Source organism: Lentzea sp. NPDC004782 (assembly GCF_040609115.1).
Taxonomy (GTDB): domain Bacteria; phylum Actinomycetota; class Actinomycetes; order Mycobacteriales; family Pseudonocardiaceae; genus Lentzea.
The window spans coordinates 55,622-69,093 of the sequence record NZ_JBEXJN010000014.1 but is presented as its reverse complement, the minus strand read 5'-3'; the positions used below and the strand labels follow the sequence as shown (position 1 = coordinate 69,093).

General features: G+C 70.1%; 15 protein-coding genes. 4 read left to right on the top strand and 11 right to left on the bottom strand.

Annotated features, from left to right (window positions below; all coding sequences use genetic code 11):
• Positions 1–30: 30 nt before the first annotated feature.
• Positions 31–396, bottom strand: a complete 366-nt coding sequence (locus ABZV40_RS15550; protein WP_355440812.1) for a hypothetical protein — start codon at positions 394–396, stop codon at positions 31–33.
• A gap of 56 nt (positions 397–452) precedes the next feature.
• Positions 453–1,427, bottom strand: a complete 975-nt coding sequence (locus ABZV40_RS15545) for an aminotransferase class III-fold pyridoxal phosphate-dependent enzyme (RefSeq protein WP_355440809.1) — start codon at positions 1,425–1,427, stop codon at positions 453–455.
• 126 nt (positions 1,428–1,553) lie between these two features.
• On the opposite strand from ABZV40_RS15545, the gene ABZV40_RS15540 reads away from it, so the two are divergent.
• Entirely contained in the window at positions 1,554–2,621 is a 1,068-nt protein-coding gene (locus ABZV40_RS15540) for a hypothetical protein (protein WP_355440807.1), read from the top strand.
• Here ABZV40_RS15540 and ABZV40_RS15535 read toward each other — a convergent pair.
• On the bottom strand, positions 2,598–3,158 hold the full coding sequence (locus tag ABZV40_RS15535) for a YbaK/EbsC family protein (RefSeq protein ID WP_355440804.1): 561 nt from the start codon (positions 3,156–3,158) through the stop codon (positions 2,598–2,600). The two genes, ABZV40_RS15540 and ABZV40_RS15535, sit on opposite strands and share 24 nt — an antisense overlap.
• A gap of 154 nt (positions 3,159–3,312) precedes the next feature.
• Between ABZV40_RS15535 and ABZV40_RS15530 the strand changes: the two genes are divergently transcribed.
• Complete coding sequence (locus tag ABZV40_RS15530; RefSeq protein WP_355440801.1) at positions 3,313–4,065, top strand: MerR family transcriptional regulator; 753 nt, start codon at positions 3,313–3,315, stop codon at positions 4,063–4,065.
• A 55-nt stretch (positions 4,066–4,120) separates the two neighbouring features.
• On the opposite strand, the gene ABZV40_RS15525 is transcribed toward ABZV40_RS15530, so the two are convergent.
• From ABZV40_RS15525 to ABZV40_RS15505, 5 genes are all read right to left on the bottom strand, one after another.
• A complete protein-coding gene (locus ABZV40_RS15525; RefSeq protein WP_355440798.1) occupies positions 4,121–4,669 on the bottom strand; it encodes a type 1 glutamine amidotransferase domain-containing protein in 549 nt (182 codons plus the stop codon).
• 9 nt (positions 4,670–4,678) lie between these two features.
• Positions 4,679–5,335, bottom strand: a complete 657-nt coding sequence (locus ABZV40_RS15520) for an alpha/beta hydrolase (protein WP_355441094.1) — start codon at positions 5,333–5,335, stop codon at positions 4,679–4,681.
• Positions 5,332–5,607, bottom strand: coding sequence for a DUF2516 family protein (locus ABZV40_RS15515; RefSeq protein ID WP_355441091.1), 276 nt, complete (start codon positions 5,605–5,607; stop codon positions 5,332–5,334). The genes ABZV40_RS15520 and ABZV40_RS15515 overlap by 4 nt, the downstream gene beginning before the upstream one ends.
• Before the next feature lie 123 nt (positions 5,608–5,730).
• Complete coding sequence (locus ABZV40_RS15510; protein ID WP_355440795.1) at positions 5,731–6,393, bottom strand: hypothetical protein; 663 nt, start codon at positions 6,391–6,393, stop codon at positions 5,731–5,733.
• Positions 6,394–6,398: 5 nt separating this feature from the next.
• Positions 6,399–6,776, bottom strand: a complete 378-nt coding sequence (locus tag ABZV40_RS15505; protein WP_112275143.1) for a helix-turn-helix transcriptional regulator — start codon at positions 6,774–6,776, stop codon at positions 6,399–6,401.
• A 118-nt stretch (positions 6,777–6,894) separates the two neighbouring features.
• On the opposite strand from ABZV40_RS15505, the gene ABZV40_RS15500 reads away from it, so the two are divergent.
• Together ABZV40_RS15500 and ABZV40_RS15495 are read left to right on the top strand one after the other, a co-directional pair.
• Positions 6,895–7,962, top strand: a complete 1,068-nt coding sequence (locus tag ABZV40_RS15500) for a methyltransferase domain-containing protein (RefSeq protein ID WP_355440792.1) — start codon at positions 6,895–6,897, stop codon at positions 7,960–7,962.
• Between the two features lie 71 nt (positions 7,963–8,033).
• The gene (locus ABZV40_RS15495; RefSeq protein WP_355440788.1) at positions 8,034–10,052 is read left to right on the top strand and encodes an NACHT domain-containing protein; all 2,019 of its coding nucleotides are present in this window, start codon (positions 8,034–8,036) and stop codon (positions 10,050–10,052) included.
• On the opposite strand, the gene ABZV40_RS15490 is transcribed toward ABZV40_RS15495, so the two are convergent.
• From ABZV40_RS15490 to ABZV40_RS15480, 3 genes are read right to left on the bottom strand one after another with little or no spacing between them, the layout of a single operon-like run.
• Entirely contained in the window at positions 9,988–12,255 is a 2,268-nt protein-coding gene (locus tag ABZV40_RS15490) for an FtsX-like permease family protein (RefSeq protein ID WP_355440785.1), read from the bottom strand. The genes ABZV40_RS15495 and ABZV40_RS15490 overlap by 65 nt on opposite strands.
• The gene (locus tag ABZV40_RS15485) at positions 12,252–12,926 is read right to left on the bottom strand and encodes an ABC transporter ATP-binding protein (protein WP_355440782.1); all 675 of its coding nucleotides are present in this window, start codon (positions 12,924–12,926) and stop codon (positions 12,252–12,254) included. Before ABZV40_RS15485 ends, ABZV40_RS15490 begins: the two co-directional genes overlap by 4 nt.
• On the bottom strand, positions 12,923–13,447 hold the full coding sequence (locus tag ABZV40_RS15480; RefSeq protein ID WP_355440779.1) for a PadR family transcriptional regulator: 525 nt from the start codon (positions 13,445–13,447) through the stop codon (positions 12,923–12,925). Before ABZV40_RS15480 ends, ABZV40_RS15485 begins: the two co-directional genes overlap by 4 nt.
• Positions 13,448–13,472: the final 25 nt, after the last annotated feature.

Genomic DNA, 13,472 nt, shown 5'->3' with positions numbered 1-13,472 from the left:
TTCAGTCGCAGAAGAGGAAACCACGACTGATCAAGGGGACGCACACCGAATCGGACAAGATGAGCGGAACTGCTCAGCGGAGGTGAACAGGACGCGGAAGTCGACCCGGCGGCCGGTGCCGGTCCGGTAGTCGCGTTTCGCGATGTCCACCAGGTCGCGGAGGGTGGACTCGATGATCTTGTCCGCGTGCACCATGACCTCGACGGTCATGCTCTCGCCGAGGTCGAGGTCGAGGTCGAGGCCGTGCCGGTACTCGAACCGCGCCGCAGCGACCTCCGGCCGCTGCTTCCAGTCGGCCACGATCTGCCTGCCGACGGCGTTGACGTCGGTGTTGAAGCCCTCCAGCACGCTGCATCCGGTCAGCAGCAGGAGGAGAACCGGAAGAAGTCTGAGCACCGCGCACCCCCGCCGTGGATCTTGGCAGGGGGTGCGCGGTGCCCGCTGGGCGAACGTCAGATCTTGGCCGCGGCCCTGCCCACGGCCTCGACCAGCCATCCGGCGTCCGCGGCCGACATGACGGCCGGGGGTGTGAAGCTCACCGTCCGGCCGCGGAAGTCGGCGAGCACCCGCGCCCGCAGGAGCTCGCCGGTGAAGACGTCGGCCGCGCGCTTGTCCGGCAGTTCGACGCCGAGCAGCAGACCGCGTCCGGACGCGTGGGCCTTGCCGGCGACGACGGCGCGCAGTCCGTACAGCAGTTCGTCGCCCAGCAGCTTGGCCCGTTCGACCAGGCCGTCCGTCGCGGTGACGCGCAGGCAGGCGTTGACGGCGGCCGACGCGAGCGGCGACACCGCCTCCGGGCCGCGCCACAGCGGCACTTCGACGTCGGCGGACGCCACGACGGCGGCTATCGGCAGCACGCCACCGGAGAGTCCCTCGCCGACCAGCAGGATGTCCGGGGTCACGCCGTCGACGTCGCAGCCCCACCACACGCCGAGTCGGCCGAGGCCGGTGCGGGTCTCGTCGACGATCATGAGCGCGTCCTGCTCGCGGCACACCTCGGCGATCGCGCGCAGGTAGCCGTCGGGAGGCAGGGACACCCCGCGGACCGGTTCCACCAGCACGCACGCGGGCGGTCCGGAAGCCAGGGTCATGCGTAACGAGTCAATGCCGCCGTACGGGACCTCGCCCGTGGTCAACACGCGTGGGCGGCCATTGGCTTGAGCCAGGGCAACGGCGAACTGGGCGGCTTCGGAGGCCGACGGGAAGACGTGCACGTGGTCGAGGCCGTTGGGGGTGACCAGGTCGAGCATGAGGCGGTCCAGCAGCGACGGCCGGCGCACCTGGCCGACCACCGCCTGCACCACCGCCGGATGGGCGTGGCCGAGCAGGGGGACTCCGTAACCGCCGCAGTCCAGGTACTCGACGCGGTGGGGATCCACCACTCGGGCGCCACGGGCGGCGCATCCGGTCAGCTGTTCGGTAGCCATTGCGGGGGAACCTTTCCTGGGCAGCGCGGCCCACGGCCGCTCGACGGATGACGAACGGACCTCGGTTCCCACTACTCATTCGGATTCCGCGCCACGTTGGTTCGCCTCAGGCATAGGCTTTCTTTCGTGCGGACCGAAATCACCGACCTGGATCAGCTGCGTGCCCAGCCTGACCTGTGCAAAGCCGTCATCATCGGGCTGGACCTGACGCGCGAGGACGTGCGCGTCCCCCTCGACGGCGCGCTGCTGCTGGGCTGCGCCCTCAGCGAGACGATGCAGCGCAGGGCGGAGGCCGCGGGAGCGCTGATCTTCCCGGTGATCCCCGACGTGCCGTACGAGGTGTACCGGTCGTCCCTCTACACGCCCGCTGAACTGTTCGCCGGTTTCGACCCGGCGAACCCCCGGTCGTACGCGGACACCCCGGACGCGGCGATCTACCAGCACAGCAAGCGGCAGGGCCACCACCCGGACCCGCTGCACGCGCTGGCCGAGCGCCTGCACGACCACTCGATCACCGAGGCCCTCGACGAGACGCTGACGGGCTCACCGGTGGCGGTCATGGGCGGGCACGCGCTGCCCCGCGACTCGGCCGGCTACCGCAACGCGGTCTCGCTGGGCGCCGCGCTGGGGAGGGCCGGCTTCACGGTGCTGACCGGCGGCGGACCGGGCGCGATGGAGGCCGTGCCGCTGGGCGTCCGGCTCGGGGAAGCCGACCAGGACGTCCTCGACGCCCTCGCGCAGGCACCGACGTTCGGCCACGACGACGAGTCGATCGGCCGGTGGCTCGCGGCGTTCCCGGAGATCCCGAGCTTCGCCAAGCCGCGCACGATCGGCATCCCGACCTGGTTCTACGGCCACGAGCCGCCCAACCCGGCGTGCGAGCTGCACGCCAAGTACTTCGCGAACTCGGTGCGCGAGGAGGGCCTGCTGACCGTCGCGACCGGCGGCATCGTCTACACGCCCGGCAAGGCGGGCACGGTCCAGGAGGTCTTCCAGGACTTCACGCAGAACTACTACGGCAGCGTCGGCCCGGCCGCCCCCATGGTGTTCCTGGGCAAGGACTTCTGGACCGACGAGGTGCCGGCCGCGCCGCTCGTGCAGAAGCTGGCGGCGGGCCGGGAGGCCGAGAAGTGGATCCTCGTGACCGACGACCTCGACGAGGCGGTCGAGCTACTGGTCAAGTACGCGAGCTAGATCCGGGACGATCTCCGCGCCCGGCAGCTTCATCAGCACGTCGCCCGGGATGAGGATCTTGCTGCCGCGGATGCCGCTGCCCACGACCAGTTCGGGAGCGGCGGCCACCTCCGGCGACACCAGGATCGGCCAGTCCGCAGGCACGCCGACGGGCGTGATGCCGCCGTACTCCATGCCCGTCAACGCCACGGCTTCGTCCATCGGCGCGAACGACGCCTTGCGCGCGTCGAGCCGCTTGCGGATGACACCGTTCACGTCCGCGCGCATGGTCGCCAACACCATGCAGGCTGCATAACGGATCTCACCGCCGCGCTTGCCCGCGACGACCACGCAGTTGGCGGAGGCTTCGAGCGGTGAGCCGTAGTGCGCGCAGAACTCGGCGGTGTCGGCCAGCGACGCGTCGATCTCGGCGACCGCGACCCGGTCCGCGCCGTCCAAAACCTTCAACGCGGCCTCAACCGGCGCAGGCACCAAGTCGAGGCGCGACAGCACAGGCACGGGTTCCAACGATCCAGCGATGGTCCACACCCCACCCATCCTGCCAGCCGCCCACCCTCCGTTCTTCCCGGAACGCGGGGGCCCCGCATTCCCCTGAAGGAAACGCAGGGCCCCCGCGTTCCTTCAAAAGTCGCGTTGACTTTGACGTTGCGTCAACCTTTAGCGTGGTGGTCAGCGCGAAAGGGGAACCGAAATGGCCTGGTCGATCGCCCAGGTGGCCCGGATGTCGAAGGTGACGTCCAGGACGCTGCGGCACTACGACTCGATCGGGCTGCTGTCACCGGCCTGGATCGGGGACAACGGCTACCGCTACTACGAGAAGGAGCAGGTGCACCGCCTGCAGCAGATCCTGCTGCTGCGCGACCTGGGCCTGGGTCTCGACGTGGTGGCGGAGATGTTGAACGGCACGGACCAGCTGACGATCCTGCGCAACCACCACCGGTGGCTGCAGGAGGAACGCCGCAGGCTGGACCGGCTGGCCAGCACCGTCGCGCGAACGATCGCGGAACTGGAAGGAGGGGACGAGGTGAAGATGGAAGAGCTGTTCGACGGCTTCGACGCCGCCAAGCAGAAGGAGTACGAGGCGCAGCTGGTCGAGCGCTTCGGCGAGGGCGTCAAGGAGCACATCGCCGACAGCAAGAAGCGCTGGCAGGGCGCCACGAAGGCGGATGCCGACAGGTTCCTGCGGGAGTGGCAGGACGTCGTCACGCGCGCCACGGAGCTGTTCACGGCGAACACGGCGGTGGACGCTCCCGAGGCGGTCGAGCTCATCGAGCGCCACTACGCGTGGGTGCGCCTCAGCTGGACGCCCAACCGTGAGTCCTACGCGGGCTTGGCCGACCTCTACCTGGAGGGCGAGTTCAAGCCGCAGTTGGACGCCCACGCCGAGGGCACCGCTCAGTGGATGCACGACGCGATGACGCACTACGCGCAGACGCGTCTGTAATACGAAATTGTTCTTCTAGGCGGATGGCACAGTGGGCTGCAGACCACGCCGTCCTTCAGTCCAGGCCGAATGCCTTCAGAGCCTCGCGGTTGAACGCGGGCAGGTCATCCGGGTTGCGCGAGGTGACCAGAGTCCACCCGTTCATGTCGCAGACCCGGACCTCCTCGTCAGCCCAGTCACCGCCCGCGTTGCGGATGTCGGTCTGCAGGCTGGGGAACGAGGTCAGCATCTTGCCGCGCACCACGTCGGCCTCGACCAGCAACCACGGCCCGTGGCAGATCGACGCGATCGGCTTCCCCGCCGCCACCAGGTCCTTCACCAACCGGACGGCGTCGGCGTCCATGCGCAGGAAGTCCGCGTTGGCCACGCCGCCGGGGATCACGGCACCGTCGAAGTCGTCCGCGGTCGCATCGGCGTAGGTGAGGTCGACCGGGAACGCGTCGGCGGGCGTGAGGTGGTTGAAGCCGCGCACCTCACCCAGCTTCGGCGCGAGCAGGCGCGGCACACCACCGGCCTTCTCGACGTGCGTCCACGGATCTGTGAGCTCGACCTGCTCGATGCCCTCCGTGTCGACCAGGAATGCGATCTTCTTCTGCTCAGCCATGCACTTCGGTTACCCGGCGAAGAACTCGGCCAACCTGTGCCGGATCTCCGTGCGGTGGGTGATCATCGGTGAGGGCGAGTCGACCAGCCACAACGAGCCGTTGGGGAACGCCGCGGCGGTGGCCTTCGCCACGTCCTCGGGGTGCAGCGGATCGCCCACGGCCCCGATGACCAGCACCGGGATCGACACGGCGGCCAACGCCGAGGCGTCTTCCACGGCGACCTGACCGGGCAACTGCTCGGCCGCAGCGGCGAGACGGCCCAGTGCAGCGCGGCGCTCGGCGACGTAGATGGGCGGCCCGACGGTCAGGTCGGAGAGCTGTTGCAGCGTGAACGCCGGCCGCGGCTGGTCCAGCACCGCGGGCAGCAGCAACGCCACCCGCCGGAACCGTGCGGGAGAAAGCGAGAGCAGCCGGACCAACGCCCCGGCGCCCAATGAGACGCCAACGGCCTGATCAGCGGAAACGGTGTCGAGATCAGCGGCGATCCGGCCGTAGTCCCAGTAGCCGGGAGGCGCGTCGGGCGCGTCTCCGTGCGACGGCAGCGTCACGACGACGCGCGTGCCGGGCAGTCCGGAGGCCGGGATGCGCGCCTCACCGGGCGTGGCGCCGAGCCCGTGGGCGACCAGGGTCACCGGCGAGCCGGAGCCGTAGGAGTGCGTGATCACCAACGGGGGCCGCGCTGCACCTCGATCAGCTTCGGGCGCACGTCCACCATGTACACGAGCACCGCGACGAGACCGGCCAGCCAGAAGATCGACCCGAAACCGCCGGGCGAGAACAGCAGCATCGCCGCCGCTCCGCCACCGGTGATCCCGAGCCAGGCGGGCTTCGTCATTCTCTCGGCCGCGGTGTAGGCGTCGACCCGCTGGGCGAGCGCGTGGAAGAACGCGAACAGCCCGAGGATCGAGAACCCCAGGTCGGCGAAGAAGTACACGATGCCGTCGAGGTTCCAGAAGCTGAAGATCGGGATGCTGAACACCACGGCCCCAGACTACGTGCACGAACGCGAAGAGGGGAGCAGCCCTGGTGGGCGGCTCCCCTCTACTGGACTTTCAGCGACTCACTTGGTGGTGTTCGTCGTGGTCGTCGTCTTCTTCGCCGCGGTGGTGCTGCGGGTGGTCGTCGCCGGCTTGCGCGGCGCGGTGCGGTTCGCGGCCTTGCGCGTGGTGCTGCGGACCTCGTGCGCGGCCTCGCCACCGACCTCGACGATCTCCTCGGCCAGCTTCTCGGCGCCTTCCTCGACCTCGTGGGCGACCTTCTCGCCGACCGAGCGGGTGCGGCGGGTCACCTTGCCGAGCACGTCGTCGGCGAGCTCGCGGGCGTCGGCGGCAGCGGACTCGGCGCGCTTCTGCGCGGCCTCGACGGCGTGCTCGACCTGCTCGACGGCCTGCTTGACCTGCGGCTGGGCCTTGATCTGCTCCAGCGTCTGCTCGCCCTGCTCGGCGAGGTAGGTGTACAGGTTGACCGCGGAGGCGGTGTAGGCGTCGACCAGCTTCTTGAGCTCGGCGGGCTGCAGCTTCTCGCGCAGGTCCTTGAGCTCGGTGGGCAGGTCCTGAGCCTTGGTGCCGGCCTCCTCGGCGCGGACCTTGGCCTTGTTCAGGGCCTCGACCACGGCCTTGGCGGCGAGGTCACCGGCGCCGAGGGCGGCGAGAAGGGCCTGACGCGCGGCGTGCGCGCCCTGCTCGGCAGCCTTGCGGACGTCTTCCTGGGTGAGCTTCGGCATGGAGATCACTCCTCCTTGTTCTTGGCGGCGTTCTCCCGCCTGAAAGATTCGTAAACGTCGAGCAGCACCTGCTTCTGCCGCTCGGTCAGATCGGTCGCGGCGACGATGGCGTCCGCCAACGCACCGCCTTCGCGCTGCTGGAGGATCCCGGCCTCGACGTAGAGCACCTCGGCCGAGATGCGCAGGCCCTTGGCGATCTGCTGAAGGATCTCCGCGGACGGCTTGCGCAGTCCTCGCTCGATCTGGCTGAGGTACGGGTTGGAGACACCCGCCTGCTTCGCCAACTCCCGCAAGGAGATCTTGGCGCTGTTGCGTTGTTCGCGGATGTACTCACCGATGTTGCGGCCGAGGTCCGCGACTGCCTTGTCGATGGACTTGTCCACTGTTCCCGCTCCCGTTCCTCGTGCCACCAACAACGTTAGACCCGAGTGCTAACTATTGCAAGCACCCTGCTAGCAATCGCTGCGTGGGCTCCGCCACAGGGATACCGTTGTGGGTGACATGGACGACGCCGGGGCCCTGCGCGCCGAGCTGGCGGACCACCTGCTCGGCCACGGCGTGCTGCACGATTCCAAGTGGCTCAAGGCTTTCCGGGCCGTCCCGCGGCACGGGTTCCTGCCGCGCTTCTACCGCCAGCTGCGCGACGGTGACTGGGAACTGGTCACCGACGAGCACCCCGACTGGCTGAAACTCGTCTACTCCGACCGTGTCTGGGTTACCCAGTTCGACGGTGACGACACGGTGATCGGTGGCACACCGACCTGTTCGTCGAGCATGCCCACGATCATGGCGATCATGCTGGAGGCCCTCGACGTCCACAACGGACAGACGGTGCTGGAGGTGGGCACCGGCACCGGTTACAACGCCGCCCTGCTGTGCCACGCCGTGGGTTCGGACCACACGACCACGATCGACGTCGACCCGAACATCTCCCGACGAGCGCGGGAAAGCCTGCGCCGCAACGGCTTCTTCCCGACGTGCGTCACGGGTGACGGCGCGCTCGGCCATCCGGAGCGCGCGCCGTACGACCGCTTGCTGGCCACCTGCTCCGTCGCGACCATCCCACCGGCCTGGCTGGCGCAGGTGCGGCCCGGCGGCCTGGTCGTCACCACGTTGCACCGCCCCATCGGCGCCGGGCTCGTGCGGATCGTGTCGAACGGCGACGGCACCGGAGAAGGCCGCGTGCTCGTGGAGGACGGGCGTTTCATGCCGTTGCGCGCGCACGCCCGTCCACCGGCGCTCGCCGGCTCCGGCACGTTCGACCGCCGCGCCACCACGTTGCCGTTGAACACCGTGGTCGACCCGGCGAGCCCGTTCGAGTTCTTCGCCGGCATCGCGCTGCCCGGTGTCGTGGCCGGCCACGACTGGCTCGCCCATCCGGACGGTTCCTGGGTGCACCACCACGGCTCGCACGTCGACCAGGGAGGCCCTCGGCACCTGTGGGATCTCGCCGAACGAGCCGTCGCGGAGTGGCACGAGCTGGGCAGGCCCCGCAGGCATCAGTTCGGGATCGCGGTGGCGCCGGACGGCCAGTTCCTGACGCTGGGCGACCGGAGGTGGCAGCTGTGATCAAGAATCAACGTCACGACACGGGTCACTGAATCGACCCCGGGCGGATGCGGTGCGTCATGATGCGACGCATGTCCCGATTCCGCCAGCAGGCACTGCTGGCCGGTTGCGTGCTGACCGCGTTGCTCGCCGCGGCCGGTCTGTTCGTGACCGACCACGGCATCGAACCGCACGTGTGGCTGATCGTCCTCGCGCTGGCGTTCCTGGGCTTCCTGGCTTTGCTCGACCCGTGGGTCCGCCGCAGGCACAACGCCGAGCTGAGCACCGACGAGCACCTCGACGCCGCGTGCCGGGCGCTCGCGATCGGCCTGCAGGCGCAGTGGAACGAGGAGGTGCGTTCGCGCGGCCTCACCGATCCGGACGTGCTCGACCTGCACTGGACCGCGCCTGAGCTGGACGTGAGCGACGAGCCGGACGCGCCGCCCGGACGCAGCGACGCGGTCGTGGGTGCGTTCGAACGGCAGATCAACCGCAGGATGGTCCTGCTCGGCGAGGCCGGCACCGGCAAGACGACGGTCGCGCTGCTGCTGACGTGCGGACTGCTGGACCGCTACGACGGTGGCATGGTCCCGGTGCTGCTGCCGCTGTCGACGTGGAACCCGGCGGTCGAGGACATCCGCACGTGGCTCACGCGCAGGCTGTACGAGGACCACCCGGCGTTGCGCAACACCGAGCTATACGGCAGCTACGCGGGTGATCTGCTCGTTGAGCACCACAAGGTGCTACCCGTCCTGGACGGCTTGGACGACATCCCCGGCCACCAACGCGCCGATGCCCTCGCACGGATCGCCAAGGCGTTCCCGGCGAGCCGCCCGTTGGTGCTGACGTGCCGCACGGCCGAGTACGAGCAGGCGGTGCACCTCGCGGGCCCGTTGCCCGGCGCGGACGTCGTCGAGATGGCCCCTCTGGACCTGGAGGAGGTCGCCGCCTACCTGCGGGCGAGCGCGGACAGCGTGGGCGCGGCCAGGTGGGAGCCGGTGTTCATCCAGCTGCGCGAGGAACCGGACGGCAGGCTCGCGGATGCGCTGTCCACGCCGCTGACGATGTGGCTGGCCAGCATGGTCTACGCCGACAGCGAGGCCGAGCCGACCGAACTGCTCGACCGCGGCCGCTTCCCGGACGCGCGGGCGATCTCCGACCACCTCTGCGACCAGCTGGTCTCACGGGCGTTCGGCAACCGGGCGTTCGCGCACCACGCCGGGGCCTCGCAGGTCTGGCCGCGGGAGAAAGCACGCCGGTGGCTCGAGTTCCTGGCCCACGAGATGCGCGACCGGGACATCCGCGAGCTGGCCTGGTGGGAGCTTCGCCGGTCGGTCGGCAACACGTGGCTCGCGGTGCTCGGCGCGCTGGTGCTGGGCGCGATCGGCGGGTTCGGCGTCGCGTGGCTGATGGCGTACTCGATCACGCCGTCGCTCGCCCCGATCACCGGACTGGTCGCGGGCATCGGCGTCGGCGCGGCCGCGCTCACCGCGTCGCAGGAGCGCAAAGCCAAACCGCGGCTGGGGATCTGGCGCAGTCTGCTGCTCGTGCCCGGTGTGCTCGGGCTCGCCGCCGGACTGGTCTTCGGCGCCCTGTACGGACTTTCCGCCGGGCTCGTGGTCGGGCTGGGCCTCGCCGTGGCGGTCGCGCTGCGGTTCGCGTTGTCGAGCTCCGCGGAGCTCTCGCAAGCCTCCAGTCCTCAGTGGACGATGGCGCGTGACCGGATCGCGGTGTGGACCGGATCCCTCACGCTGGCCGTGGTGTTCGGCTCGGCGGCGGCACTGGTGTTCGGTCCCGGCCAGTCCGGCATGGTCGGGCTCGGCCTCGCCTCCGGGCTGATGCTCGGGTTCGCGCTGGCCGTGCTGCACCTGCGCTGGTGGTGGTTCACCGTCGCGCGGATCTGGCTCGCGTTGCGCGGAAAGCTGCCGTGGGAGCTGATGGTCTTCCTGGAGGACTCGCGCAAGCTGGGCGTGCTCTGCCGGGCGGGAGCCTGCTACCAGTTCCGGCACGGGCTGGTGCAGGACCGCCTGGCAGAGCACGAGGTGACTACTCGGTCCGCAACCCGAGTGCTCCGGTCGCCCTTCTCAGCGAAGGCAACGTCAGAGCAGTGACCGCGAGCACCAGCGTCATCGAGGCGGCGGTGACGAGTCCGATGCCCTGCCAGTCGAACGCGACCTCGGCACCGGACACCTTGATCGACAAGGCACCCAGCGCCATGCCGGTCGCCACGGACACCGCGGTGGACAGCACGAGCGGCACGCCGTTCTGCCACAGCAGCGACCGGGCGAGCGTGCCGCGCGGCACCCCGCTCGCCGCCAGCACGGCGAGCGGACGGCGGCGTTCCCGGACCTGCTCCAGTGCCATGACCAGCATGGACGCTCCGGCCAGCAGCAACGTCAGCGTCGCGCCCGCGTAGAGGGCCTGGCGGATGAGGCCGAAGACCCGCTCGACCTGCGGCATCTGGTCCTCGCCCTGGTAGAGCGTCCAGACCCGCCACGAGTAGGCGGCGATGGCGTTGCGGGCGTGCTCGGCCGCGTCCGGCACCGCCGGGTCCAGCACGGCCTGGTACTCGTGCCTGCCGAGCCGGTCGAGGTCGAGACCGGCCGCCGCGGCCGTGGTGAGGTACAGGCCGTCCCGCGAACCAGGCACCTGGTCGAGCACCGCGGGCACGGTCCACTGCTCCCGCCTCGCGTCCGGGGCGTTCGGCGCACCGAACCGCAGCACCGCACCGGGTTCCGGCGTCTGGCCACCGCCGCCGACGCCCCGCACGACGTAGGCCTTGCCGTCCACGCAGCCGGGGACGCTCACCACGGAGTTCAGGGCCGCGCACGTGCCGACCGAGATCTGCACGTAGCTCCGTTCCGTCAGCGAGGCACTCGCGGTGACGAGATCGTGCACCGCCCGCACGCCCTTGCCCTTCGCCAGCGCCTCCGCCAGACCGGCGGCGTCGGCAGGCTCGGTGACCGAGACGGACAGCACGGACCTGTCGAGCTTCCGGATCTCCTTGGTCACGACCTCCTCCTCGACCCCGGCGAGGATCATCTGCAGCGTCACGGTGCCGGCGAGCGCCACGGCCACGCCGCCGACGACCCGCGCGGCCGTGCCGCTGTCGAGCTGAAGCCTGCGCACGGCGAGCTGCAACGCCGGCGAGCCGGCCCTGAGCCGGAACACGACCCGTTCCACCAGCCACGGCAGCAGCACCGGGATGCCGAACATCAGGAACACCACACCGAGCACGACGGGCCACTGGTTCGGCCGTTCCGTGTCGCTGGCCTTGCCGAACTGGCTCGCCAGCAACGCGGCGCCGGCCGCGGCGGGCACCAGGCGCCACCACAGCCTGCGCCGCACCGGCTTCTGCTGCCGCACGACGCCCAACGGTTCGATGACCGTCCTGCGCATCGCGAACAGCGACGTCGCGACAGCCAGCACGGGCACCGCGACCACCACGGTCAGGCTCAGCCCGAGCGACGGCGTGAGGTCGCTGGGGAACACCGAGAGCTGCGCGAGGCTGATCCCGCTGACGAACGGCCGGATCGCGAAGAACAGGCCGAACCCGGCCGCGAGCCCGACCACCGCGCCGATCAGCGCCTCACCCGCCGCGATCATCCGCACCCGGCTCGCACTCGCGCCCACCAGCCGCAACGCGGCCAGCCTGCGGTCGCGCTGAGCCGCCGCCAGGCGCGCGGAGACGCCGACGAACACCAGCACCGGGAACAGCAGCACGATCCCGCCGACCAGGGTGAGCAGCCACAGGATCGGTGCGAGGCCGCCAGTGCTGTAGCCCGCACCCCACCTGGCCACCCGGTTGCCCTCGGTCGGCTCGATCTTGCCGTCACCCGCGTAGAAGTGCAGGTCACGGGGACTGACCAGGCCGGACTGACCGATCGTGCCGATCACCCGCTGCGGGAACCTGGGTCGCAGCAGCTCCCCTTCCGGACTCGCCAGCAGCTCGGCGAGCTCCGGTGACAGCACCACCTCGCCGTCGCCGGGCAACCGGTCCACACCGGGCGGAGCGGGTGCGCCGGGATCGAGCACCCGGACGTACTGGCCGGTGATGAACTCGCTGCGGAACGGCATCGAGCCGTTCTCGACCAGCATCACCGGAGCTCCCGGCTGGACCCGCGAACTCGGCCGCTGGGCGTCCTCACGCAGGCTCCGCGCCCCGATCGCGGCCGGGATGGACGCGGCGAGGATCAGCACGGCGACCGACATGCCGATGCCGAGACCCTGGAGCGCGAGCCTCACCCAGGACTTCCGGCTGCCCCCGACAGCCAGCCGGACGCCCAGGGCGAGGTCGCTGAGCACGCGCGTCACCGCGCGAACTCCACGTCACGCGAACGGCCGTCGCGCACCACGACCTCGCGGTCGGAGTAGGCGGCGACACGGGGTTCGTGCGTGACGAGCACGACCGCGGCGCCCGTTTCCCGAGCGGCGGTCGTGAGCAGGTGCATGACGCGTTCACCGTTGAGCGAGTCGAGCGCGCCGGTCGGTTCGTCGGCGAAGATCACCTTCGGGCCGGTGACCAGGGCACGGGCGACGGCGACGCGCTGCCCCTGGCCGCCGGAGGTCTCGCCGGGCCGCTGGTCGGCGACGCCGTCGACCTCCAACCGGGCCAGCCAGTCGTGCGCGGCACGTTCGGCGTCCTTGCGCTTCATCCCGCTCAACCGCAGCGGCAGCGCGACGTTCTCCAGGCAGGTCAGCTCAGGCACGAGCTGGCCGAACTGGAAGACGAACCCGAACTCGGTGCGCCGCAGCTCGCTGCGGGCGCTGTCGTTCATGGCCGTCAGATCCTGATCTCGGTAGTGCACGGTGCCCTTGTCGGGCGGCAGGATTCCGGCGAGGCAGTGCAGCAGGGTCGACTTGCCGGAACCGGACGGCCCCATGACCGCGACGACCTCGCCCTCGCGGATCGTGATGCCGGCGCCGTCGAGCGCGTGGGTCTTGCCGAACGACTTGTAGAGACCTTCTGCCGTGAGCAGGCTCATCGCGTGACCTCCGCGGCCAGCTGGTCGACCCGCGCGGCGGTCAGTTCGAGCCACCGCAGGTCGGCTTCGAGGTGGAACAGGGCGAAGTCGCAGATGAGCTGGTCGGCGAGATCACCGTCGGTCTTGCGCCTGGTCAGCTCGCGCATCGTGGTGAGGTGCGCCGCGCGTTGGGTGTCGAGCACGTCCATGGCGCTGCGACCCGACAGCAGGGCGAGCACCACCTTCGCGTAGAGGGTGTTCTGCAGGTACGGCTCCGGCTTCTCCGGAGTGCCCAGCCAGCGCTCCACATCGGTGACCCCGGCGTCCGTGATCGCGTACCGCTTGCGCTCGGGACCGTCACCGGCCTCGATGCCCGCCTCGGTGACCAGCCCGTTCTTCAGCAGCCTGGCCAAGGTCGAGTACACCTGCCCGTAGTGCAACGGCCGTTCCTGCCCGAAGCGCTCGTCGTAGGCGCGCTTGAGGTCGTAGCCGTGTCTTGGACCGCCTTCAAGCAGGCCCAACAGTGCGTGTCCGATCGACATGAGAGGCACTATACACACCATGTAT